22 protein-coding genes are annotated in these 23,588 nt (G+C 71.5%); 15 read left to right on the top strand and 7 right to left on the bottom strand.

The window, feature by feature from the left end:
* Positions 1-15 precede the first annotated feature (15 nt).
* From SCAB_RS02100 to SCAB_RS02065, 8 genes are all read left to right on the top strand, one after another.
* Positions 16-1,263, top strand: a complete 1,248-nt coding sequence (locus SCAB_RS02100) for a sugar ABC transporter substrate-binding protein (RefSeq protein WP_012998393.1) — start codon at positions 16-18, stop codon at positions 1,261-1,263.
* Positions 1,264-1,284: 21 nt separating this feature from the next.
* Complete coding sequence (locus SCAB_RS02095; protein ID WP_037724857.1) at positions 1,285-2,268, top strand: carbohydrate ABC transporter permease; 984 nt, start codon at positions 1,285-1,287, stop codon at positions 2,266-2,268.
* Positions 2,265-3,089, top strand: a complete 825-nt coding sequence (locus SCAB_RS02090) for a carbohydrate ABC transporter permease (RefSeq protein ID WP_012998391.1) — start codon at positions 2,265-2,267, stop codon at positions 3,087-3,089. The genes SCAB_RS02095 and SCAB_RS02090 overlap by 4 nt, the downstream gene beginning before the upstream one ends.
* An 81-nt stretch (positions 3,090-3,170) precedes the next feature.
* Positions 3,171-4,928: an amylo-alpha-1,6-glucosidase gene (locus tag SCAB_RS02085; protein ID WP_012998390.1), complete on the top strand. Its 1,758-nt coding sequence runs from the start codon at positions 3,171-3,173 to the stop codon at positions 4,926-4,928.
* An 80-nt stretch (positions 4,929-5,008) separates the two neighbouring features.
* Positions 5,009-8,206, top strand: a complete 3,198-nt coding sequence (locus SCAB_RS02080) for an RICIN domain-containing protein (RefSeq protein ID WP_012998389.1) — start codon at positions 5,009-5,011, stop codon at positions 8,204-8,206.
* A gap of 231 nt (positions 8,207-8,437) precedes the next feature.
* A complete protein-coding gene (locus tag SCAB_RS02075; protein WP_012998388.1) occupies positions 8,438-9,409 on the top strand; it encodes a trypsin-like serine peptidase in 972 nt (323 codons plus the stop codon).
* Between the two features lie 122 nt (positions 9,410-9,531).
* The gene (locus SCAB_RS02070) at positions 9,532-10,446 is read left to right on the top strand and encodes an IS982 family transposase (protein WP_012998283.1); all 915 of its coding nucleotides are present in this window, start codon (positions 9,532-9,534) and stop codon (positions 10,444-10,446) included.
* Positions 10,447-10,706: 260 nt separating this feature from the next.
* Positions 10,707-11,372 carry a TetR/AcrR family transcriptional regulator gene (locus SCAB_RS02065; protein WP_046774238.1) on the top strand — a complete coding sequence of 222 codons (666 nt, stop codon included), beginning with the start codon at positions 10,707-10,709 and terminating at the stop codon, positions 11,370-11,372.
* A gap of 45 nt (positions 11,373-11,417) precedes the next feature.
* On the opposite strand, the gene SCAB_RS02060 is transcribed toward SCAB_RS02065, so the two are convergent.
* Positions 11,418-12,323: a helix-turn-helix transcriptional regulator gene (locus tag SCAB_RS02060; RefSeq protein WP_012998386.1), complete on the bottom strand. Its 906-nt coding sequence runs from the start codon at positions 12,321-12,323 to the stop codon at positions 11,418-11,420.
* A 323-nt stretch (positions 12,324-12,646) separates the two neighbouring features.
* Between SCAB_RS02060 and SCAB_RS02055 the strand changes: the two genes are divergently transcribed.
* From SCAB_RS02055 to SCAB_RS02040, 4 genes are all read left to right on the top strand, one after another.
* Positions 12,647-13,291 carry a (2Fe-2S)-binding protein gene (locus tag SCAB_RS02055; protein WP_012998385.1) on the top strand — a complete coding sequence of 215 codons (645 nt, stop codon included), beginning with the start codon at positions 12,647-12,649 and terminating at the stop codon, positions 13,289-13,291.
* Positions 13,292-13,304: 13 nt separating this feature from the next.
* A complete protein-coding gene (locus SCAB_RS02050) occupies positions 13,305-14,285 on the top strand; it encodes an FAD binding domain-containing protein (RefSeq protein WP_012998384.1) in 981 nt (326 codons plus the stop codon).
* Positions 14,282-16,477, top strand: coding sequence for a xanthine dehydrogenase family protein molybdopterin-binding subunit (locus SCAB_RS02045; protein ID WP_012998383.1), 2,196 nt, complete (start codon positions 14,282-14,284; stop codon positions 16,475-16,477). The genes SCAB_RS02050 and SCAB_RS02045 overlap by 4 nt, the downstream gene beginning before the upstream one ends.
* 166 nt (positions 16,478-16,643) lie before the next feature.
* Complete coding sequence (locus SCAB_RS02040; protein ID WP_012998382.1) at positions 16,644-17,777, top strand: XdhC family protein; 1,134 nt, start codon at positions 16,644-16,646, stop codon at positions 17,775-17,777.
* 26 nt (positions 17,778-17,803) lie between these two features.
* Here the strand turns inward: SCAB_RS02040 and SCAB_RS02035 are convergent, their stop codons facing one another.
* The 6 genes from SCAB_RS02035 to SCAB_RS02010 all read right to left on the bottom strand — a co-directional run bounded on the left by SCAB_RS02035 (position 17,804) and on the right by SCAB_RS02010 (position 21,726).
* Positions 17,804-18,373, bottom strand: a complete 570-nt coding sequence (locus SCAB_RS02035; protein WP_012998381.1) for a TetR/AcrR family transcriptional regulator — start codon at positions 18,371-18,373, stop codon at positions 17,804-17,806.
* A 74-nt stretch (positions 18,374-18,447) separates the two neighbouring features.
* Positions 18,448-19,392 (bottom strand): YihY/virulence factor BrkB family protein, encoded by a 945-nt coding sequence (locus SCAB_RS02030; protein WP_012998380.1) that lies wholly within the window; start codon positions 19,390-19,392, stop codon positions 18,448-18,450.
* Positions 19,382-19,972, bottom strand: coding sequence for a hypothetical protein (locus tag SCAB_RS02025; protein WP_012998379.1), 591 nt, complete (start codon positions 19,970-19,972; stop codon positions 19,382-19,384). Before SCAB_RS02025 ends, SCAB_RS02030 begins: the two co-directional genes overlap by 11 nt.
* Positions 19,969-20,973: a DUF6286 domain-containing protein gene (locus tag SCAB_RS02020; RefSeq protein ID WP_012998378.1), complete on the bottom strand. Its 1,005-nt coding sequence runs from the start codon at positions 20,971-20,973 to the stop codon at positions 19,969-19,971. The genes SCAB_RS02025 and SCAB_RS02020 overlap by 4 nt, the downstream gene beginning before the upstream one ends.
* Positions 20,970-21,155 (bottom strand): hypothetical protein, encoded by a 186-nt coding sequence (locus SCAB_RS02015; protein WP_037724851.1) that lies wholly within the window; start codon positions 21,153-21,155, stop codon positions 20,970-20,972. The genes SCAB_RS02020 and SCAB_RS02015 overlap by 4 nt, the downstream gene beginning before the upstream one ends.
* 55 nt (positions 21,156-21,210) lie before the next feature.
* Positions 21,211-21,726: an Asp23/Gls24 family envelope stress response protein gene (locus SCAB_RS02010; RefSeq protein ID WP_012998376.1), complete on the bottom strand. Its 516-nt coding sequence runs from the start codon at positions 21,724-21,726 to the stop codon at positions 21,211-21,213.
* Between the two features lie 206 nt (positions 21,727-21,932).
* Between SCAB_RS02010 and SCAB_RS02005 the strand changes: the two genes are divergently transcribed.
* Genes SCAB_RS02005 through SCAB_RS01995 form a run of 3 tightly spaced genes read left to right on the top strand, consistent with a single transcriptional unit; the run spans position 21,933 to position 23,514 of the window.
* On the top strand, positions 21,933-22,517 hold the full coding sequence (locus SCAB_RS02005) for an RNA polymerase sigma factor (protein WP_012998375.1): 585 nt from the start codon (positions 21,933-21,935) through the stop codon (positions 22,515-22,517).
* Complete coding sequence (locus SCAB_RS02000) at positions 22,514-23,143, top strand: Asp23/Gls24 family envelope stress response protein (protein ID WP_012998374.1); 630 nt, start codon at positions 22,514-22,516, stop codon at positions 23,141-23,143. Before SCAB_RS02005 ends, SCAB_RS02000 begins: the two co-directional genes overlap by 4 nt.
* Positions 23,140-23,514, top strand: a complete 375-nt coding sequence (locus SCAB_RS01995; RefSeq protein WP_012998373.1) for a hypothetical protein — start codon at positions 23,140-23,142, stop codon at positions 23,512-23,514. The genes SCAB_RS02000 and SCAB_RS01995 overlap by 4 nt, the downstream gene beginning before the upstream one ends.
* Positions 23,515-23,588 lie beyond the last annotated feature (74 nt).

Below are 23,588 nucleotides of genomic sequence, written 5' to 3'. Positions count from 1 at the left end.
ACTAAGGATTCCGACATGCACAGCACCCCCAGACAGCGCCGTCTGACCGCCGCTGCCCTCACGGCCCTGGCCGTGACCGTCGGCGCCACCGCCTGCTCCTCCGGCTCGGGCAGCACCGGCGCCAAGGACGCGGACAGCGGCACCTACACCGTCTGGGACCCGTACCCGCAGTTCGCCAAGGGTTCGGCCTGGACGAAGCTGCTGGACAAGTGCGGCACCGACGCGGGCGTGAAGATCAAGCGCACCGGCTTCGACACCAGCGACCTGGCCAACAAGACGCTGCTGGCGGCCCAGCAGGGCAACTCCCCGGACGTCCTCATCGTCGACAACCCGGTCGTGTCGACCCTGGCCGAGGCGGGCGTGCTCACCACGACCGAGGACAACAAGCTGGACACCTCCAAGGCGGATCCCAACCTGCTCGCGGCCGGCCAGTCCGGCGGCAAGACCTACGGCACCCCGATCGGCGCCAACACCCTCGCCCTCTACTACAACAAGGAGGTGCTGAAGAAGGCCGGTGTGGACATCGCCTCGGTCAAGGACTGGAAGTCGCTGACGGCGGCGCTGGCGAAGGTCAAGAAGGCCGGCAAGAAGGGGATCACCTTCTCCGCGATCGGCACGGAGGAGGGCAGCTTCCAGTTCCTGCCGTGGTTCTGGGGAGCCGGCGCACAGCTCACCGCGCTCGACTCTCCGCAGAGCGTCTCCGCGCTGTCCCTGTGGAAGGGCTGGCTCGACAAGGGCTACGCCCCCAACTCGGTCCTCAACAACACCCAGACCACCAGCTGGCAGGAGTTCGCCACCGGCGACTACGCGTTCAGCGAGAACGGCACCTGGCAGCTCGCGAACGCCGAGAAGGCCGGGTTCGACTACGGGGTGATACCCGTCCCGGCCACCACGGGCGGCAACGCGGCCGCCCCGACCGGCGGCGAGTTCGTCACCGTCCCCGTCCAGAAGGACACCGGCCGCTACGCCACCTCCCAGAAGCTCGTCACCTGCCTCACCAGCACCGACAACCTGTACGACACCGACACCACCCTGTCCTACGTCGCGCCCACCGCCGAGGTCCAGGACAAGCAGGTGGCCGCCAACGCCGCACTGAAGCCCTGGGTCGAGGCGGTCAAGGCGGCCAAGGGGCGTACCAGCGACGACCTGGGCACCAAGTACCCCAAGATCTCCGAGCAGTTGTGGAAGGCCGTCCAGTCCGCGCTCAGCGGCGCCGAGTCGCCGAAGGACGCACTGGCCAAGGCCCAGTCGGCCGTCAAGTAACCAGGGATGCGCGGTCCGTCGATGAACGACACGAAACAGGTCCCGGACCGCCGGTCCGCGCACGACCGGAGCGGGGCGGCCACCGCCGCCCCGGCCCGGCCCTCCGCGCGGCCCCGGCGCCGTCCGACCTCCCCGCAGTGGACCGCCTGGGCCTTTCTCGCCCCGGTGACCTGCTACCTCCTCCTGTTCTACGCCTACCCGCTCTACCGCAACCTCGACCTCAGCCTGCGCGACTACACCGTCCGCTCCTTCGTCCAGGGCGACGCGCCCTTCACCGGCCTGGCCAACTACCAGAAGGTCTTCGACGATCCGACCTTCGCGCCCGCCCTGCTCCACACCGTCGTCTTCACCGCCGTGTGCCTGGTCTTCCAGTACGCCATCGGCCTGGCCCTCGCGGTCTTCTTCCACCAGCACTTCCGGCTCTCCGCCACCCTGCGGGCGCTGTTCCTGGTGCCCTGGCTGCTGCCGCTGATCGTGTCCGCCTCCACCTGGTCGTGGATGTTCAACAGCGACTCCGGCATCGTCAACGCGGCCCTGCACGCAGTCGGCGTCGGCCCGGTGAACTGGCTGACCTCCCCCGACTGGTCGCTGACCTCGGTGATCATCGCGAACATCTGGATCGGCGTCCCCTTCAACCTGGTGGTGCTCTACAGCGGACTCCAGTCCGTGCCCGGCTCGCTGTACGAGGCCGCGGCCCTCGACGGGGCGAACGCCTGGCAGCGCTTCTGGCGCATCACCTTCCCCCTGCTGCGCCCGGTCTCCGCCATCACCCTGCTGCTGGGCCTCGTCTACACCCTCAAGGTCTTCGACATCATCTGGATCATGACCAAGGGAGGCCCGGCGGACTCCTCCACCACCTTCGCCACCTGGTCCTACCAGCTCGGCTTCGGCAACCTCCTGCCCGCCTTCGGCCCCGGCGCGGCCGTCGGCAACCTGCTCGTGGTCGCCGCCCTGGTGTTCGGCCTCGTCCACGTCCGAGTCCAGCGAAAGCAGGCGCCGTCATGAACCGAAGTGCCTCCCGCTCCTGGTGGAAGACGGCCGTCGGCCTGCTGCTGACCGGGGTCATGCTGTTCCCGGTGTACTGGATGGTCAACGTGTCCCTCACCCGGGACCAGGACATGCGCAAGAGCCCGCCGGACCTGTTCCCGGCCCACGGCACCCTGTCCGGCTACCGCACCGTGCTCGCCGAGCAACTGCCCTACCTCGGCACCAGCCTGGTGGTCGCCCTCGGCACCGTCGTGCTGACCGTCGCCCTGGCCGCGCCCGCCGGCTACGCGCTCGCCAAGCTCCGCCCCCGCGGCGGCGGCCTGCTGAGCTTCGCCCTGCTGGCCGCCCAGATGATCCCCGGCATCATCATGGCGATGGGCTTCTACGCCATCTACCTGCAGCTCGGCCTGCTCCAGTCCGTCCCGGGCCTGATCGTCGCCGACTCCACCCTGGCCGTCCCCTTCGCGGTGCTCATCTTCACCGCGTTCATGTCCGGCATCCCCGGCGAACTGCTCCAGGCCGCACAGATGGACGGAGCCAGGCCCCTGCGGACCTTCTGGTCGATCGTCCTGCCGATGAGCCGCAACGCCGTCGTCACGGTATCGCTGTTCGCCTTCCTGTGGTCCTGGTCCGACTTCGTGTTCGCCAACACCCTGGTCAACGGCGGCACCCACGAACCCATCACCCTCGGCATCTACCACTACATCGGCAACAACAACCAGGAGTGGAACGCCATCATGGCCACCGCCGTCGTGGCGTCCCTGCCCGCCGCGGTCATCCTCGTCCTGGCCCAGCGCTACGTGGCGGCCGGTGTCACCACCGGCGCCGTCAAGGACTGAGCCCCCCGACCCGCCCCGACGACCGGCGCTCTCCCGTGCCGGCCGGCCGGTACCCCCTGCCCCAGAAACGAGTCACGCCACATGACCGCCGCCCGATCCGGCCCCGCCTTCTCCGTCCACGACATCCCCTTCAGCGCGTACGGATCCTGGTTCGACATCTCCCCCGTCGTGGCGGAGAAGACCTACGCCGAGGACCTCCACCTCGTCTCGCACCAGAACGGCATGCACGGCGTCCTGCGCCTGGTCCCCCTGGACGCGGCGAGCGGCGAGCGTGCCGTGACCCGCGTCGAGGCGACCCCGGACCTGCTCACCTGGACCGGCGGCTCCGGACGCGTCGAACTCGCCTACGAGACACCGGACACCGTACGGCTCCGGGGCAGCGGCCCGGGCCTCGGTGTGCTCGCCGCCGCGCGGACCCTGACCCCGTTCAGCGGCACGTACTTCTTCCACGACCCGGCGGCGGACGCGCACGTGTTCACCTCCTACGAGACCGGCCGCCGCTACCGCGTCACCCTCCTGTCCGGCGCCCTCGCCGGCACGGCCGGAACCCAGGCCCTGGGCAGTGCCGAACGCGGTGTCACCGTAACCGCGGCGGCGGACGGCCACTGGGAGATCGCGATCGAGGAACTCGACGCCGCCCGCCCGCCGTACGCGCCCTCGGCGCCCTTCGACGCCGTGGTGGCCTCCGCGCGCGCAGCCTTCGCGGACTTCGTCGACGCCGTGGCCCCCTGGCGTTCCGCCGCCACCCCGGCCGCCGAACTCGCCGCCTACGTCGTCTGGTCGGCGACCGTGGCCGCGAAGGGCCTGGTCACCCGGCCGGGCGTGCTGATGTCCAAGCACTGGATGGACAAGGTCTGGAGCTGGGACCACTGCTTCAACGCCCTTGCCCTGGCCGGGGGTTCACCGGAACTGGCCCGCGACCAGTTCCACCTCCCCTTCGACCACCAGGACGCGAGCGGCGCCCTGCCCGACTCGGTCACCCACTCCGAGGTCCTCTACAACTTCGTCAAGCCGCCCATCCACGGCTGGGCCTACGGCCGTCTGCGCCGCACCCTGCCCAGCCCGCCGGACCGCACCGAACTGACGGAGGTCTACGAACGCCTGGAGCGCTGGACCGGCTTCTGGCTCACCGCCCGGCGCGCCCCCGGCGCCGACCTGCCGTACTACCAGCACGGCAACGACAGCGGCTGGGACAACGCCACCACCTTCGACCCCGAGCGGGTGGTCGTCACCGCCGACCTCGCCGCCTTCCTCACCCTGCAGCTCCACGAACTCGCCTCACTGGCGGAGGAACTGGGCGAGACGGACGAGGCGGCGCGCTGGACGCGGACGGCCGAGGAGATGCAGACGGCACTGCTCGACCAGCTCTGGACCGGGGACAGGTTCGTCGCCCGCTCGGCCGGCACCGGGGACACCTGGAGCAGCGCCGGCCTCCTCGACCTCATGCCCATCGCGCTCGGCGAGCACCTGCCCGCCGAGGTCGCCGGCACCCTCGCCGACCACATCAAGGCCCACCTCACCCCGTACGGCCTCGCCACCGAGCTGCCCACCTCCCCGCACTACCTCGCCGACGGCTACTGGCGCGGCCCGATCTGGGCCCCCGCCACCGTGCTCGTCGAGGACGGCCTGCGTCGCGCGGGCCACCAGCGGCTCGCGGACGACATCAGCGCCCGCTTCCGTGCCCTGTGCGAGGCCCACGGCTTCGCCGAGAACTTCGACGCCCTCACCGGCACCGGCCTGCGCGACCGCGCCTACACCTGGACCGCGAGCAGCTACCTCCTCCTCGCCCGCGACCACCACCTGCGCGAGCAGGCCGGGACCGGCGAACCCGTCGTCTGACCCGCGAGCGAGAAACCACCCGCACGTCCGGCACGGGGGCCGGCGCAGCAACCAGCCCATCCCTGAAGGAACGTGAGCACATGCGAAGACTCGGGCAGAGACGCTCGGCCTCGAGACGCCTTCTCCACGGCATCACCAGGACGCTGCTCCCGCTGACCGTGATGGCCGGCCTCACCACCGCGATCGCGGCGCCGGCCTCCGCCGCCACCCCCACCCTCACCGTCGACCTGGGCACCTCCACCGGGGCCTTCCACGGCGGTGCCTCCGGGGTGCTGTACGGCCTGTACGGGCCGGACGTACCGACCGGCAACCTCATCGAGGGAATGGGGGTGCGGACCACCAACACCAAGTACCAGGACGGACAGCAGCACCCGGGTTCGGACGCCCTGGAGATCGCCGAGCCGTTCGTCGACAGCGGCGGCAAGGACATCTACATCTACATGACGGACGTGTACCGCACGTTCAGCTACGAACGGACCAGCTACGCCGCCTACCGGACGGCCATGAAGAAGCAGATCGACCAGGTGCTGGCCACTCCCTACAAGGACCGTGTCGTCCTCGTGCCCTACAACGAGCCCGACGGCATGTGGTACCCGGGCATGCGCACGCAGGCGACGGCCCTGGCCGACTTCAATGCCGAGTGGCGCCAGACCTACACCTTCATCAAGGGCCTCTGGCCCGAGGCGCGGATCGCGGGCCCCAACACCTCCAGCTACACCGAGTCCTCGCTCAAGGGCTTCCTCACCTACTGCAAGGCCAACAACTGCCTGCCGGACATCGCGACCTGGCACACCCTCGGCAGCCCGGCGGAGGTGAGCAGCACCGTCGACAACTACCGTGCGGCCGAGACCGCGGTCGGCCTCCCCTCGCACCTGCCGATCAACCTCAACGAGTACGCCTTCCGCTACCACCTGACCGACCCCGGCCAGATGGTGCAGTGGATCGCGGCCCTGGAGGACAAGAAGATCGACGGCAACCTGCCGTACTGGAACATCAACGGCAACCTCGGCGACTCCGCCGCCGGTCAGAACATTCCCAACGCCCAGTGGTGGCTGTACCACTGGTACAGCTCCATGAAGGGCGGCAACACCGTCAAGGTCACCAGCAGCGGGGCCGACGCCGCCTACACCCTGCAAGGCCTGGCGAGCCTGGACACCGCCAAGAAGCAGGCCCGCGTCATCCTCGCCGGGGGCGGCACCAGCGGTGCCTCCGACACGGTCATCAAGAACATCGACCCCGCCGTCTTCGGCTCCACCGTGCACGTCAGCGTCTTCCAGGACCGCTACAGCGGTTACATCGGCGCGGCGGCCACCCCGACCCGGCTCTCGGACGCCGACGTGGCCGTCGGCTCCGACGGTTCGATCACGGTCCCCCTCGACCTCGACGCGATGTCCGCGTACCAGGTGATCGTCTCCCCGGGCGGCAACGGGTCCGCCACCGCCTCCGACAGCACCTGGACGCGCTCGTACGAGGCCGAGAACGCCACCCTCAGCGGCAGCGGCTACAACATCAACACCGAAGGCACCCCCAGCAGGCTCGACAAGTTCGCCACCTCCGGAACCAAGGACGTGGGCGGCCTGCGCACCGGCTCGACCACGGTGATCTCCTTCCCCGTCACCGTACCCACGACCGGCGACTACGACCTGTCCGTGTTCGGCAACAGCTACGCCAAGGACGCCGACGTCAAGGGCCCGACGAACGTGTACCTGCGGGTCGACGGCGGCGCGTCGAAGAGGATCGACATACCGGTGGGCTTCCAGTGGGTCGTCTGGGGGCACAGCGACACCACCGTGAACCTCACCGCGGGCACCCACACCCTCACCCTGGCCACCACCGGTGACAACGGCGCGGCGACCGTCGGCGACGCCATCATCGACAAGATCGACCTGAGGTACCGGGACACCGGTGTCCAGGCCACCACCCTCTACGAGGCGGAGCAGGCCGCTCTCTCCGACAGCGGCAGTACCACCTACACCTCCCAGGGCCAGTCCGGCGCGGGCGCGGTGAACCTCACCTCCGGCAGGTCGGCGACGTTCTGGGTCTACGCGGCGCGGGACGGCTACGCGGATCTGACGGCCCGCTTCCGCAACACCGGCCAGGCCGACCTCACCGTCAACGGCAGGGCGGCCGACGACCAGGTCCTGTCCGGCGCGACCACCGCCGCCTGGTCCACCTCCACCAACCGGTTCTTCCTGAAGGCCGGCATCAACAAGATCAAGGTGACCGGCACCGGCGGCACCCTCGCCCTGGACGACCTGGCCGTCACCCCGTTCAGTACCACCTCCGCCGTCACCACCGGCAACGTCGTCACCTACCAGGCCGAGGCGGGCACCCTCACCGGCACCGCCGAGGTCTCCAACAGCTACGACCAGGCCACCGGCGGAGTGGTCACCGGCATCGGCAACGGCACCGCCAACTCCCTCACCCTCGACGTCGACGCGCCCTCGGCCGGCACCTACGCCATGACCATGCGCTACGCCAACGCCGAGGAACTGCCCTCCAACCACTACAACCCCGACCTGTACGCCGAGCACGCCGACGTCGGCGTCAACGGCGGCGACGCCACCCGCGTCGACTTCGCCGGCACCCTGCACTGGAACCAGTTCGCCGACTACACGGCCCACGTGACCCTCAAGAAGGGCGCCAACAAGGTCAAGTTCACCTCCTCACAGCTCTACGACTGGGACGGCACGACCGTCGGCAAGGTCTACTCGGGCGGCGGCAGCGACATCGGACAGCCCCTGCGCTCCAGTTCGGCGCCCCACCTGGACCAGGTCTCCTTCGCCCCGGCGAGCCTGCACATCGGCGCCCCGGCCGCCTTCTCCTCCACGGCCGTGGCCCAGCACAGCGGGCTCTGCCTGGAGGATCCCGCCAGGTCGAGCGCCAACGGCACCCAGTACCGGCAGAACACCTGCGGGAGCGGCCAGGAACAGCTCTTCGACTTCCGCCGGGTCTCCGGCACGACCGACACCTACACGGTCGTCAACCACTCCAGCGGCAAGTGCCTGGACGTCTCCGCCTACTCGACGGCCGACGGGGCCGCCGTCCAGCAGTGGACCTGCCACGGCGACACCAACCAACGCTTCCGGCTGGCGCCGGTGACCGCGCTCGGCAACAGCCACGACTACCAGCTCGTCGCCGTGCACAGCGGGAAGTGCGTCGACGTCAGCACCATCTCCACCGCACCCGGTGCCCTCGTCCACCAGTGGCCGTGCGACGGGGCCGGCGCTCTGACCACCAAGAAGAACCAGATCTGGAGGCTCACGGGCAAGGACTGAGGACTGAGCCGGGCGACCGGCGCGACGGGTGATCTCCAGGAGAGCGCGGCTCTCCTGGAGATCACTTGTAGCGCCGCCGGTTCACCGGGGCAGCCCCGGCGGTGATCGGCGGGCCGCCTCCGGGGGTAGATTTTGCGCCCATCGTGACGTGTACCTGTCCAATGTCCGGCCGGGCTGGCACTCTGCGGTGCGCGCATCCGTCCTCGTCCCCCCACCGCACAAGGAGTACGCGTGAGAGACATACGCCGCTCGTCCCGCTCCCTCCGCACCTCCCGACCCGTCCTCGCCGCCCTGCTCACCGCCGCCGCGACGATCGGCACCGCCGTGTCCGCCACGCCCGCGGTGGCGGCCCCGGCGGACCCCGCCGCGTTCTGGACCGCCGAACGGATGCGGCAGGCCGCCCCGTTGGAGCTGCCGGTCATGGAACCAGGTCGGCTGAAGGCGTCCTCTCTCGCCAGGGGCGCGGAGCGTACCGTCGCCCCCACGCTCCCGGGCACGGCGAGCGCGGCCGGAGCGCTTGCCTTCCCCAACGGGGGCGGAGCCTGGACCGGCGGCGGAGCCGTGGTGTCCACGGCCGGGCGGGTGTTCTTCACCTACCAGGGGCGAACGGCCTCGTGTTCCGGCAATGCCGTCACCAGCGCCAACAAGAGCACCGTCCTCACCGCCGGACACTGCGTGAAACTGGAGGGCGCCTGGCACACCAACTGGGTCTTCGTGCCCGGCTACCACGACGGACAGGCACCGTACGGCAGGTGGAGTGCGACGAAGACACTGTCCACGCCGCAGTGGACCGCGAGCGAGGACATCAACTACGACATCGGCGCGGCCGTCGTGGCCCCGCTGGACGGGAAGCTGCTGACGGATGTCGTCGGCGGCCAGGGGCTGGCCTTCAACACCGGTTACAACAGGGCGATGTACGCCTTCGGGTTCCCCGCCGCCGCCCCGTACGACGGGGAGAAGTTCGTCTACTGCAGCGGAAACACCAACCGTGACTTCCTGCTCTCCGACGACCACGGCATGAACTGCAACCAGACCGGCGGCGCCAGTGGCGGCCCCTGGTTCACCCAGTTCGACGAGGCCACGGGCACCGGCCTGCAGTCCTCGGTGAACAGCTTCAAGTACAACTTCCTGCCCAACCGGATGTACGGGCCGTACTTCGGCACCGACGCGCAGAACCTGTACCGGACCGCGCAGTCCTCCTGAGGCGCGTACGTCGGACTGCCTCATGTCTGACACCTGTCAAGCCGGCTGGGGTCGCGCCCCCTAGATGAATGAGTCCAAGGGTTGGCCTGCGAACATAGGACGAGGGCGTCCAATGTCAGTGTGTGAAGACAGACCTGGACACCCTCGCAACGGCACTCTATGCCCGAATCGACGACGAGTTGAAGGCTTCGCCGTGGCTGGCCCCGTACCGGCCCGTCGTCGGGATCGCGCCCACGCTCAGTGACGCCGAACTGGTCACCCTCGCGGTCATGTCGGCGCTGCTCGGTTACACCTCCGAGCGGCGCTGGCTGCGCCGTGTGGGGAAGGACTTCGGTCGCCTCTTCCCTTACGTGCCCCAGCAGTCCGGCTACAGCAAGCGGCTGCGCGCCGCTTCCTCGCTGCTCACCAGCATGATCCGGATCCTCGCCCGGGACACCTCGCTGTGGAGCGATGACGTGTGGCTGGTCGACTCCACCCCGGTCGGCTGCGGATGCTCCCGCGAGACGGCCAAACGCTCGGACCTGGCGGGCTGGGCCCAGTACGGCTACTGCGCGTCGCACTCACGGTACTTCTGGGGACTGCGGCTGCATCTGGTATGCACGCTTGGCGGGCTGCCGGTCCTGTTCGCCCTCACCGGTGCGAAGGCCGACGAGCGCGAGACACTGCGCGACATGCTCGACACCGCGCCCGATGTCACAGCGGCCCGCCCCGGCCAGACGATCATCGGGGACAAGAACTACTACGGCCGCGAGTTCGAGCACGACCTGGCCGAGCGTCACCTTGAGTTGCTGCGGCCGGCCCGCAAGGGAGAGGCCGAACGGGCCGGGGCACACCTGTTCAAGCCGCTGCGGCAGGTCATCGAGTCGATCAACCAGACCCTCAAGGCCCAGCTCGACCTGGAACGACACGGCGGCAAGAGCCCGGCAGGGGTGGCGGCCCGCGTCCTGTGCCGGATCCTCGCGCTCACAGCGGCGATCTGGCACAACGACAAGACCGGACAGCCGATCAAACGGTCACTCACCGCCTACGATCACTGACCGCAACGACACCCCTTGGACTCATTCATCTAGGGCGTGTTGCGAAAGTCCCGTCGTTCGCCCGAAGGGCGGGCCTCGCGGCGTCAGGTGCGTGCTCTCGGCGTGCCGGGCGGAAGCCCTCGTACTGGATGTACTTGGGCTTTCGCCCGGTGCGGCGAGAGTGCGTGCATGGCGTCGCGAGGCAGGCGGGACTTTCGCAACACGCCCTAAGCTGTGGGTGTGTCCCGCGGACCCCGGGGCGATCGGTGAGGAGGCAATCGATGGGAGCCCGTACAGAACCCGCCCGGCGGCCGGGCCGCCCGAGCGCGGACTCCCGTGCCGTGCCCGACGAGGACAGCATCCTGACGCGCGGGCTGGAAGCCTTCGCCGAGCTGGGCTACGAAGGCGGTTCCGCGCGGGAACTGGCCCGCCGTCTCGGCGTCAGCCACAACTTCATCAACGACCGGTACGGGTCCAAGGCGGCCTTCTGGCGTGCGGTGGTCGACCACGCGCTGGGCGGCAGGATGGCGTCGCTGGCGGACATCGACCCCTCACTCGACGATGCCGAGCAACTGCGCCTGATCATCGCCGGCTTCTACCTCAGAGCGGTGGACACGCCGCTGGTCGGGCGGGTCCTCGTCGGAGAGTTCTCGCGGGACACGGAGCGGCTGGACTACCTCTACGAGCACTACATCTCCCAGACGCTCCAGCTGATGGTCCCCAGCATCGAGCGGCTCATCGCCGCCGGGCGCATGGCGCCCATCCCGATGGACGTCCTGTTCTTCGCCGTCGTCCCTCCCGTCTCGGGCATGCTCGACGGACCCTTGGCGCGGCGACTGGGCAGGGAGGACCCCGCCTCCCCGGAGCAGCTGACGGCCACGGCGGAGTGGCTGTCGCGCCTGGTGGTCAACGGGCTGCTCGCGACGGGTGCGCGCAACGACGGCTGAGCGCGACCCGGGTGTCCGGCCCCTCGCCTGCGGGAGCCGGGTGCGTCAGCGAGGGTCGTTGGTGGTGTCCGTAGTCGGCGGCCGGGTGGCCGCCAGGCTGGTGAGGAGCTTGAGCCGGTCCTCGGAGGTGGTGCCCGGTTCGGCGGTGTAGATGGTCAGGTCGTGCACCGCACGGTCGGACAGGGGCAACGACAGGGAGTGGTAGGTCAGCTCCAGGGTGCCGACCTCCGGATGCCGTAGCCGCTTGATGCCCTCGTGGTGCAGGCGGACGTCGTGGGCGGCCCACAGGGCCCGGAACGCGGAACTGAGCGTGGACAGATCGCCGACGAGGTCGCGCAGGGCGCGGTCGTGGGGCTCACGTCCCGCTTCGGCTCGCAGCAGCGCGGTGGTGGTGGCGGCCGCCTTCTCCCAGTCGACGAAGAAGTGCCGCGAGCCCGGGTCGAGGAAGATGTAGCGGGCGAAGTTCGCGCGGCCGCGCCTGTCGGTCGTGGAGCTGTCGAACAAAGGCGCAAAAAGGGCGCGGGCCAGTGGGTTGTCGACCACGACGTCCTGGCGGCCGTTCTGCACGGTCGCGGAAGCCATCGTCATGGAGTCGAGCAGCCACTGCACGCGGGGCGGGGCGGGGACGTCCTTGCGGCGGGCGGGCGCCCGGTGGGCGGGTCTGGCGGCGCGGGCCAGGTCGAACAGATAGGTACGTTCCTCCTCGTTCAGCCGCAGGGCCCGGGCGACCGCTTCGACGACCTCCTCGGACACCCCGCTGATGTGGCCCTTCTCCAGCCGGGTGTACCACTCGGTGCTGACGCCGGCGAGGACGGCCACCTCCTCGCGGCGCAGCCCCGGAACGCGGCGACGGCCGCCGCTGGGCAGCCCGACCTCCTCCGGGGTGATCTTGGCGCGCCGGCTGGCGAGGAAGTCCCGGATGTCGGCGCGGTTGTCGGGTCGTTGCTCCATCCCGACCACGGTAACGACCGCACGCCGTTTAGGGAGGTCGAGGTTGTACCCCCCATAAACGCAACCTCCCTCCGGCGCGACGAATCCGGTTCGGTGGGATCGACCGCTTGAACGAGAACCACCTTGGAGCCGGACAGTGGACGCACCACGTCCGCCCCGGAGCGGGCGCACAGGTACGGGTGACCCCCTCCGCGCCCCACCCCCCGGACATCCGCCGCCCCACGACCCGTCGTGACGCCCGGGGCGTCACCGCCCACGACGGCCCCTCCTCCCACCCTGCCGCAGCGCGGCCGATCCCCCACCCAGCGAGCGAAGGCGTACCCATGTCCACTGAACCAGTTTCAGCTCTTCCACCTCCCACCGAACCGGACGCGTCCCCCGCGGACCCCACGCGGCGCACCTTCATCGCCACCACGAGCGCGGTCGGTGGCGTCGCCGTCGTGGGCGGCGTGATCGGGGCACCCCTCCTGGTCGGCACGGAGGAGGAGCCCGCGGCCACGCCCCCTTCCGGTCGTGTCTCCCTGACGCTGAACGGCACCCGGAGGACGGTGACGGTGGACAACCGCACCTCGCTGCTGGACCTGCTGCGCGAGAGGTTCGGTCTCACCGGCTCAAAGAAGGGCTGCAACGCCGGCGCCTGCGGTGCCTGCACCGTCCTGGTCGACGGCCGCCGGGTCAACGCCTGCCTGACCCTCGCCGTCCGCCTGGAGGGCGCCGAGGTCACCACGATCGAGGGCCTGGCCGACGGCGACGAACTGCACCCGCTGCAGCAGGCGTTCATCGACGAGGACGCCTTCCAGTGCGGATACTGCACACCCGGCCAGATCATGTCCGGGGTCGGCTGCATCGAAGAGGGGCACACCGGTTCACCGGCGGAGATCCGGGAGTGGATGAGCGGCAACATCTGCCGTTGCGGCTGCTACGTGAAAATCGCGCGCGCGGTCGACAAGACCGCCGCCCGGAAGTAGAGGTGCGGCCGTCATGTTCCCCTTCTCCTACACCCGGGTCTCCGACACACGGGCGGCGCTCGACGCCGGCCGCCGCGGTGGGCGCTTCATCGCCGGCGGTACCACGCTGGTCGACCTGATGCGCGAGACCGTCGAGCGTCCCGGGAAGCTCGTGGACATCTCCGGTCTGCCGCTGGACGAGGTCACCGTCACCGAACGCGGGGGCTTGCGGATCGGTGCGCTGGTGACCATGTCCGGGGCCGCCGCTCACCCCAAGGTGCGCACCCTGTACCCCGTCGTGTCCGAGGCGCTGGAACTGAGCGCGTCGGCCCAGCTGCGGAACATGGCCACCATCGGCGGGAACATCATGCAGCGCACCCGCTGCACCTACTTCCGTGACGTGACCGCCGCGTGCAACAAGCGCGAGCCCGGCTCGGGTTGTGCCGCGCTGCAGGGCCACAACCGCACCCACGCGATCCTCGGCACCTCCGACGCCTGTGTGGCCACCCACCCCTCCGACGTCGCCGTGGCCTTCGCCGCGCTGGAAGCGACCGTGCACCTGCTGGGGCCGGACGGCGGACGCCGCGTTCCGTTCGCCGTCTTCCTGCTGCGACCCGGCAGGACGCCCGACCGTGAACAGGCCCTCAAGCAGGGTGAGTTGATCACCGCAGTCGAGATACCGGCGCTTCCGCGTCCGCTGAGGTCCGGATACCTGAAGGTCCGTGACCGGCAGTCCTACGAGTTCGCCCTGACCTCGGCGGCCGTCGCCCTGCACCTGCGCGCCGGGGTGATCCGCGAGGCCCGGGTCGCGGCCGGGGGAGTGGGCACCGTCCCCTGGAAACTGCCCGCCGTGGAGCGAGCCCTCATCGGCGAACGCCCTTCGGCAGCGCTCTGGGCAGCGGCCGCGGCGAAGGCGGCCGACGGAGCGCGGACCCTGCAATACAACGGGTTCAAGCCCGAGTTGCTCAAGCGGACCGTCGAGCGTCAGCTGCGCGTCGTGGGAGGTACGAAGTGAGTCCCCAGCCCCGCGCCGCCGTCGGCGCCCCGCTGTCCCGCGTGGACGGGCGGCTCAAGGTCACCGGACAGGCCCTGTACGCCGCCGAGCACGACGTCGAGGGCGTGCTGCACGCCGTCATCGTCGACAGCAGCGTCGGCGCGGGCCGTATCACGTCCGTCGACACGGACGCCGCTCTGGCCCACCCCGGCGTACTGCGGGTGCTCCACCATCGCAACGCGCCGAAGCTGCCGTACCTCGACAATCCCGGGTCCAACAACCCCGAGGGCCGCCGCCTGCGGGTGTTCCAGGACGACAAGGTCCTCTTCCACGGCCAGCCGGTCGCCGTCGTCGTCGCCACCACCCTGGAGGCCGCGCAGCACGGCGCGAGCCTGGTCAAGGTCGGCTACGACGCCCGGAAGCCCTCGACGGACATGGCGAAGGCCGAGCCGGACCCGCCGACCCGCTACGCGCGCGGTGACGCCGCCGCCGGCCTGCGTGACGCGGCGGTGCGCATGGACCTGCACTACCGCATGGCGCGCAACCACCAGAACCCGATGGAGCCGCACGCCACGATCGCCCGCTGGAAGGGCGACAGGCTGACGGTGTGGGACAAGACCCAGTGGGTGGTGGGCACCCAGACCGAACTCTCCACGGTGTTCGACCTGCCCCTGAAGTCGGTGCGGGTCATCTCGCCGTTCGTCGGGGGCGGCTTCGGCAGCGGGCTGCGGTGCTGGCCGCACACCGTGGTCGCGGCCCTCGCCGCCCGCGAACTGAAGCGCCCCGTCAAGCTGGTCCTGAGCCGCAAGCAGATGTACCTGGGCACGGGCTTTCGCCCCTCCTACGACTACCGGTTGCGCCTCGGCAGCGACCGGCGGGGCCGGCTGGCGGCCATGGTGCACGAGATGGACGCGGAGACCTCGTCGTACGAGAAGTTCGAAGAGGCCATCATGCTCGCGGGCCAGATGTTCTACAGCACCCCCAACGTCAGCCAGGAGTACCGGAAGGTGCCGCTGGACGTGAACACCCCGCTGTGGATGCGGGGCCCGGGCTTCGCGAACGCCTCCTTCGCCATCGAGTCGGCCATGGACGAGCTCGCGAACAAGCTCGTTGTCGACCCGATCGAGCTGCGGCTGCGCAACGAGCCCGCCGAGGACGAGTCGAACGGGCTGCCCTGGTCCACCCGCAAGGTGCGCGAGTGCTACACCGTGGGCGCCCGGGAGTTCGGCTGGGCCCGGCGCAACCCGAAGCCCCGCTCGACGCGGGACGGCGACTGGCTGATCGGGCTCGGGATGGCAGCGGGCGTGTACGACCCCGGGCGTTTCCCCGCGCAGGCCCGCGTCCGCCTGGACGCCGACGGCACCGCGGTGGCCGAGGCCGCCACCATCGACATGGGTCCGGGCACCTACACCTCCCAGACCCAGGTCGCCGCGGACGCCCTCGGGCTGAACATGCGCGCGGTGACCTTCCGGCTCGGCGACTCCCTCTACCCGCCCACCCCGCCGCACGGCGGTTCGATGACCATGACCGTCGTCGGCTCCGCCGTCCTCGACGGGTGCAACAAGGTCCGAACCCAGGCGATCAAGCTGGCCGTCGAGGACGACGAGTCGCCGCTGTACGGCGTCAGGGCCGAGGATGTCATCGTCCGCGGCGGCCGACTGCACGTGCCGGACGACCCGGCCCGCGGTGAGACGTACCAGCGGCTGCTGACCCGCAACAGGCTCACCCACCTCGAAGCCGACGGCGCGTACGCCGGGGCGCCGGAGCCCGCACGCCACTCGTACTTCTCCTACGGCGCGGTCTTCACCGAGGTCGGCGTGGACGCCACGCTCGGCCTGGTCCGGGTGCGGCGGATGCTCGGGGTGTACGACGTGGGCCGTATCGTCAGCCCCAAGCTGGCGGACAGCCAGGCGCTGGGCGGCATGGTGGGCGGTATCGGGCAGGCGCTGCTGGAGCACACGGTCACCGACCACCGCGACGGAAGAATCGTCAACGCGAGCCTCGCCGACTACCTCGTCCCGGTCAACGCGGACATCTCCGACCTGAGGGCCATCTACCTGGAGAGCGAGGATCCGCGGGCCAATCCGCTCGGCGTGAAGGGGATCGGAGAGATCGTCCAGGTCGGCGTGGCGGCGGCCGTCGCCAACGCGGTCTTCAACGCCACCGGCCGCCGTGTCCGCGAACTGCCCATCACCGCGGAGGCGTTGATCTGAACCGGGGTTCCCCGGGCCGCGGAGGAGAAGCCCGGTACCCGGGGCGTCCCTGCCCGTCCGGCGGCCCGCCCCCGCCCGGTCGCCGGACCTCCCGGGTCGCCGCCGCGTGCTCGCTCCCCGTCGCGCGCGGCGGCGACCCTTCCCCCCTTCCCACGGAGACAGGCCCATGTTCAACATCGCGGACACTCTGCACCGCTGGTGCCGTGCGGCACGCCCCTTCGCCCTGGCCACCGTCGTCGACGTCCACGGCAGCGCACCCCTGCCGATCGGTACGTCGGTCGCGGTGGACCTGGACGGCAACGCGATCGGCAGCATCTCCGGCGGTTGCGTCGAGGGCGCCGTGTACGAGCTGTGCCGCCAGGTCCTCGCGGACGGAGCAGGGCCCCAGCGGGTCTGGTTCGGCTACTCCGACGACGACGCCTTCGCCGTCGGACTGACCTGCGGCGGCGAACTCGACGTCCTCGTCCAACGTGTCGACCCCGCGACACGGCCCGACCTGACGGCCGCCTTCGAGGAGATCCGCCGGGGCGGGCCCACGGCCCTGGCGCAGGTCGTCGACGGCCCCGGGCGGTTCCTCGGCCGTGCGGTGTGCGTGCGCGGCGACGGCTCCGCCGCGCACGGAACGCCGGACGGCGGCGAGGTGGACCGGGCGATGACGGCACAGGCCGTCGCCCTCCTGCGCGCGGGACGCACCGCCCGTGTCCGGATAGGCGGCGAGGCGGACACCTGCCCCGACGCGCTGTCCGTCCTCGTGCACGTGCATGCCTCCCGGCCCCGGATGCTGGTCTTCGGCGCCGTCGACTTCGCAGCCGCCCTCAGCCGGGCCGGGCACGCCCTCGGCTACCGGGTCACCGTGTGCGACGCGCGACCGGTCTTCGCCACCGCGGCCCGGTTCCCGGAGGCGGACGAGGTGGTGGCCGACTGGCCCCACCGGTACCTGGAAGGCACCGAGGTCGACGCCCGCACCGCGATCTGTGTCCTCACCCATGACGCCAAGTTCGACATCCCCCTGCTGCGCCTGGCGCTCGCTCTGCCCGTCGGCTACGTGGGCGCGATGGGATCCCGGCGCACCCATGAGGCGCGGCTCCTGCGGCTGCGCGAGGCCGGAGTGCCCGAGGACCGGCTGGCACGGCTGCGCTCACCGATCGGGCTGGACCTAGGCGCCCGCACACCCGAGGAGACAGCCGTCTCCATCACCGCGGAGATCATCGCGCACGCCAACCGCGCCACCGGGCTGCCGCTGACCCGGGGCACGGGACCGATCCACGGCTCCCTCGTCCGGCCCCGTGCGGTCCGCTGAGGTCTGTTCAGTGCATGCCGGGCTGTTCAGTGCATGCCGGCCGAGTCGAGCAGGGTCGTGACGGTGGGGGCGACCAGCCCGGTCAGATCGTCGGCCTGAATGCCCGCGCGGGCGCTGGCGCCGTCGAAGACCAGGCTGAGCTGCCGGGCCAGCAGTGCGGGATCGCCGGCGCCGCCCCGCTCGGCCTCGCCGTGGAAGAACGCGGTCAGGTCCGCCTTGATCCGATGGGCCACGCGGCTCGCGGGATGGCTCCGGTCCTTGAGTTCGATCTGCACGGCCAGATACGGGCACCCCCGGAACTCGGGCGCTCCCGCCTGCGATTCCACCTGCTCGAAGACGTGCAGGATCCGCTCACGGGGGGAACGGCCGTCGTCCGCCGCGGGCAGGAGCGTCGTCACGTAGGCGGAGGCGCGCTCCTGCAGGCTTGCCGCCAGGAGTTCGTCCTTGCTCTCGAACAGCTGGTACATGGAGCGCTTCGACACCCCTGCCGCCTTGCACAGCGCCTCCACGCCGATGCCGACACCGTCGCGGTAGGTCAGCGTGGCCGCCGCCTCCAGCAGACGCTCCCTCGGGCCCGGTTTCACTTCGGTGGTCATGCCACGAGGTTAACCGGAAGCGGACCCGAGAGAAACCGATCGGTTTCCAGATGGTGCTCCGCGCCCCGGAAGCACTACGGCGCCGGGGACTTCTCGGTGTTCCCCCCGTTCGTCTCGACGCCGTCGACACCCTCGACCCGGTCGCCGCCCAGCTCCGCGGCGAACTGCGCCCCGGTGAGCAGGGCGAGGTTCGACAGCCACAGCCACACCAGGAAGACCACCACACCGGCGAGGGAGCCGTAGAGCCTGCTGTAGGCACCGAGCGCCGAGGCGTACGAGGAGAAGCCCGCCGAGACCACCAGCCACAGCGCGGCGGCCAGCACCCCGCCGGGCAGGCTGCGCCCGCTGTGGCGCGCGGGTGCCGGGCCGGTGTGGAAGACGACCACGACCAGCAGCGCGACCAGGCACAGCAGCACCGGCCAGCGCACCAGACCCCACACCCAGGCCGCGGTGGAGTTCAGGCCGAGGGTTCGGCCGAGGGCCTCCGCGAGCGGGCCGGACAGCAGCAGGGTGAGCGACCCGACGAGGAGCAGACCGAGCTGCGCGAGCGCGGTGAGCACGATGCGGTGAGCCTTGCGCCAGGGCGAACGCCGGTCCGCGACGCGGTGCATACGGTGCAGGGCACGGCGGAAGACGGCGAGATAACTGGAGGCGGACCACAGCGCACTCGCCGCACCGGCCGCCAGCAGGGGCCACGCCGTGGATCCCGCACCGAGCATCCTCGCCAGGACGGCGTGCAGGTCCGCGCCGGAGCCGGCCGGCGCGTACGCGGCGACATGGGTGACGAACTCCTCGGCCGTGTCCGGGCTGATCATGCCGAAGGCCAGGACGGTGGCCAGCATCGCGGGCAGCACGGCGAGGATCGCGTAGTACGTCAGCGCCGCCGCGTAGTCCGTGACGTCGTCCCGCCACAGCGCCACCGGCGTGCGCCGCAGTGCGGGCCACCACGAGGCGGGCAGGCGCGGCCGGCGCAACCGCAGGAGCCGGCGGACGCCGCCGACGCACGGGTCAGCGGACATGGGCGCTGCGGCGCGGCGCGGCGGCGCTCAGCCGGACCCGGGTGTGTGCCGTGTACGGTGCCGCCGCCCGCTCGGCCTCCGCCGCCACCGCGCAGAGGGCGGGCAGGACGGTTTCCGGGGCGGTGCCCGGTTCGAGCCAGACCCGCAGGCCGATCTCCAGCCGCCGTCCGGGACGGGGAAGGACCCGGCCACGGCCGCGGGCCACGCCGGGAAGCGCCTCCACGCGCGCCGACAGCGCCTCGGCCAGTGCCCCGGGGCGCACCGTGCCGCCGGGGGAGGGCAGCGTGATCGGCCGTGTCCGGCCCGAACGGAACCGGGCGAGGGTCCCGTACGCGCACAGCACGGTCAGGATGATCGCCGCGGCCGTGACGGTGGGTGTCCACCAGCCCTCGACGCGCAGGTGAGCCAGCCTGTCCCGGTCCAGCAGGACCGAGCCCGCGGACGCGGGGGGCCACCAGGACGGCAGCCGGTCCGTGAGGGTCCGGTCCGTGGCGGCGAGCCATGATCCCGCGAGGGCCAGGACCAGACCGCCGAGGCCGAGCACCGTCCGGTCGACGGCGGTACGCGTACGACGTGTCATCCCTCACCTCCGGCAGCGGGAGCGGTCGTCGGCAGCTGGGCGCCGTGCGCCGGCACCGGAGAGCCGGGAGCGTTCGGTGGTGTCGTCGTGTCCGGCACGGGCGGGCGCCAAACCGGTTCCGGCACCACGGCCACCCGCAGTCGAGGAACGCGACGCAGACGGCAGGCGGCCAGCGTGTGTCGGGCGGTGGCCGTGACGGCGGCCCGCGCCTGCCCAGGGTCGCCGTAGGCGAGGCCCACCCGCACGGCCACCCGGTGGCGTCGCACCGTCACCCGTACCGCGCCGACACCCTCGATGCTCCCCAGCACATCCCTGAGCAGCGCCGCGACCGCCGAGCGGTCCATCGCCGCGTCCACGCGGGGCGCCATGGACAGGACGCTGGACCGGCGACGCCCGCCCGGGGTGAGGGCGAGGACCACCATCCAGACGCCGGCCAGGCCCATCAGCGCCCCACCGGCGACGACGGCCGGATCACCGGGCCCGTGTCCGGACAGCCAGTGCACGGCGGCGGTGCGCCAGGCGGCGGGTGCCCGGTCCGCGAGATGCACCCGCACCAGGTCGAGGGCCAGTGCGCCGCTGCCCACGGCGGTGGCCGCGGTCAGCAGGGCGACCGGCAGCCGGCGCCGGGACCACCGGCGACGCGGCGTGCGCACCGTCGGCCCGGATTCCGGCGACGGCGGTTCCGGGGGCTGCGGCGACGGGGTGAGCGCGGTGACGGTCAGACGCGCGGCCGGCACGTCGAGCCCCGTCAGCTCCCGGGTGCGCTCCACCACGTGCCGCTGGACGTGTCCGACGGTCTCGGCCAGCGGAAGCGGGTAGGGCAGGGTCACCCCGAGGGTCAGGTCCGCCCTCCCGCCGCGCACGGACGCCGCCGCCCGCGCGGACGGGACGCTCCGGGTGCCGCCCGGGCGGGGGAGCGTCTCGCCGGCCGCCCGCTGGGCGATCGTGCGCACCGCCCGCTCCGACACGGTGGTCGTGCCCCGCTGTGCGGCGGCGGTCATCGCCGGCTCCGCTCGAACGCGTCCCGTACGTCCTGGACGCCGCCCCCGGCCTCGACCCACCGGCCCAGTGCCCAGCCCAGGCCGCCGAGCGCGGCCACCAGCAGGAAGGCACCGAACCCGCCGAAGAAACCGGCGAACGCCAGGGCCATCCCCGCGATCATCCCTACGAACGCCGTGCTCATGCCCGTCCACCTCTCACCCGGATGCTCTCCCGTCTTCTCCCGTGCCCCGGCGCGGCTACGCCACGCGCGTCTCGGTCGTGGCCGTGGGGTCGTCCTCGTCCTCGGGCAGCCGGACGTCGTTGACGGTGATGTTCACCTCGACGACCTCCAGGCCGGTGACGCGTTCCACCGCGGAGATCACGTTCTCCCGCACGTCCCGGGCCACGTCCGCGATGGGCACGCCGTACTCGACGACCAGGTCCAGGTCGATGGCCGTCCGGCGCTCGCCCACCTCGACCTTCACGCCGCGCCCCACGTTGGGCCGGCCGCCGGGCACGCGGTCGCGTACGGCTCCGAGGGTGCGCGAGAGGCTGCCGCCCATGTCGTACACGCCGGGGATCTCCCGCGCGGCGATGCCGGCCACCTTCACGACGACGACGTCGGCGATGGAGGTCCGGCCACGGTCGGCGGCCGGCTGGTCGGCTCCCGTCGTGCCGCTGGACACGGCGGTGACGGTCCGGGGAGCACCCTGCGGGCCGGACAGGTCCCTGGCGACGGGTGCGGGCGTTTCCCTCGTGGTCTGCGTGGTCATGGCACGTCCTTTCCGCCTCGATGCGCAGGCGTTCTCGGTTGCTCTCACCGTGTTGGACCCGGGCGGGCCGCGCCTGTGACGCGGGATCGGAAAATCCCGCGGTGCGCATCCGGTCGGGGTGCGTCCGGCGAAGGGTTCGTGTTCTCCGTAACAGGGGTGGCGCGGCGGTGTCCAAGCCCTGTGGAACCGACGAGAGGAGCCGCCCAGTGGCGGGGGCCCGCACACCGAGCGCACCACCGGACACCCCGGCCGACACGGACGACACCCTGCTGGTGGTCCGTGCGGCGGAGGGGGACGAGGAGGCGTTCGCCGTACTCGTACGGAGGCACGCGCCGATGCTGACCCAGCTCGCGACGCGTCTGCTCGGCACCCGGACCGAGGCCGAGGACGCCGTGCAGGACGCCTTCATCAGCGCCTGGCGGCGGCTGCCGGAGTTCCAGGGGCGCTCGTCGTTCGGCACCTGGATGTACCGGATCGTCACCAACCGCTGTCTGAACGTGCTGCGGGCCAGGAGACCCGCGGCCCCGCTGGAGGCGGCCGGCGACCTCCCCGCGGCCGAGCACACCACGTCCCCGGCCCGGATCACCGAGGGCCGGGACGCGGTCCGTGAGCTGCGGGAGGCCCTCGACCTGCTCTCGGCCGAGCAGCGTGCCTGCTGGATACTGCGGGAACTGGACGGGCGGTCCTACGAGTTCGTCGCGGAGGCGGTCGGCATCAGTCAGGAGGCCGTCCGGGCCCGGGTGTTCCGTGCCCGCCGTTGTCTGACACAAGCATTGGGGGCCTGGCGATGACCGACCGCACCGACCCACGACCCAGCGCGTCCCCCCATGGTGACGACGACGAACTCCTGCCGTGCGGACGGCTGTTGTCGCGGGTGTGGAACGACTGGGAGCAGCAGGTCGACGACACCCACCTGCGGGCCTGTCCGCACTGCGGACAGGCCGTGTCCGGACTGGACCGGCTGGAGTCCGCGGTGCGGGACCTGGACGCGGAGACGGCCGCCCCCTCCGCCGACGACACCGAGTCGCTGACCCGCCGGATCATGGACGTCGTCCGTCTCGAACTGCGTCCGGGCCGTCCCGTCCCGCTCGGCGATCCCGGCGAAGACCTGTGGATCATGGAGACGGTCGCGGCCCGCACCCTGCGCGCCGCCGCGGAGACGGTACCGGGGGTCCGGGCCGGCTCCTGCCGCCTCCTCGAACGCGGTGCGGACGACGACGCCGGCGCGGTCGGGGTCCGGCTCGACATCCACGCCCCGGTCGGCGTCCCGCTGCCCCCGCTCACCGCGCGCGTACGGGAACGGGTGCGGGAGGCCGCGGACCTGGAACTGGGCCTGGCCGTCGGGGCCGTGGACATCCGTGTCACCGACCTCGACCACCTCTCGGCCGACGGCGGCCAGGAAGGCCGTACGCCATGACCGCGCCCTTCGCGAGCGGTGCTCGCACGACACTCGCGGCGAAGGTCGCGGCGACCGTGGAGAGTGTGCCGGGGGTGGCCTTCCTCCGGCCGGGGCTGGCCGACCGGCTGCGCTCCGCGCTCTCCTCGTCCGCGCCGGACGCCGGGAGGCCCGCGCCGGACACCGGGAGCGTGCCCCCGGCCGGGGTACGCATGACCCGGCCCGAGGCCGACGGCCCCTGGCACGTGGAGATCCACGTCGTCGTGCTGCGGCAGGCCAGGACCGTCGAGGTGGCCCGCGCCGTCCGTGACGGTGTCGAACGCCACCTGGACGCCCTGCAGCCCGCGCACCCCACGCCCGTCGTCACCGTGACGGTCACGGGCATGGTCTGACGTCCCCACCCCCCGGTCACAGCAGCGCGCGAGGACCCGGTGCGTCGCTCACCGTTCGTCCGCTGCTCGTCCGC

Origin of the sequence: Streptomyces scabiei 87.22 (genome assembly GCF_000091305.1) — a bacterium.
GTDB classification, from domain to species: domain Bacteria; phylum Actinomycetota; class Actinomycetes; order Streptomycetales; family Streptomycetaceae; genus Streptomyces; species Streptomyces scabiei.
Note: the sequence above shows the minus strand (reverse complement) of the source record. Positions and strands in the feature narration are given on the sequence as shown.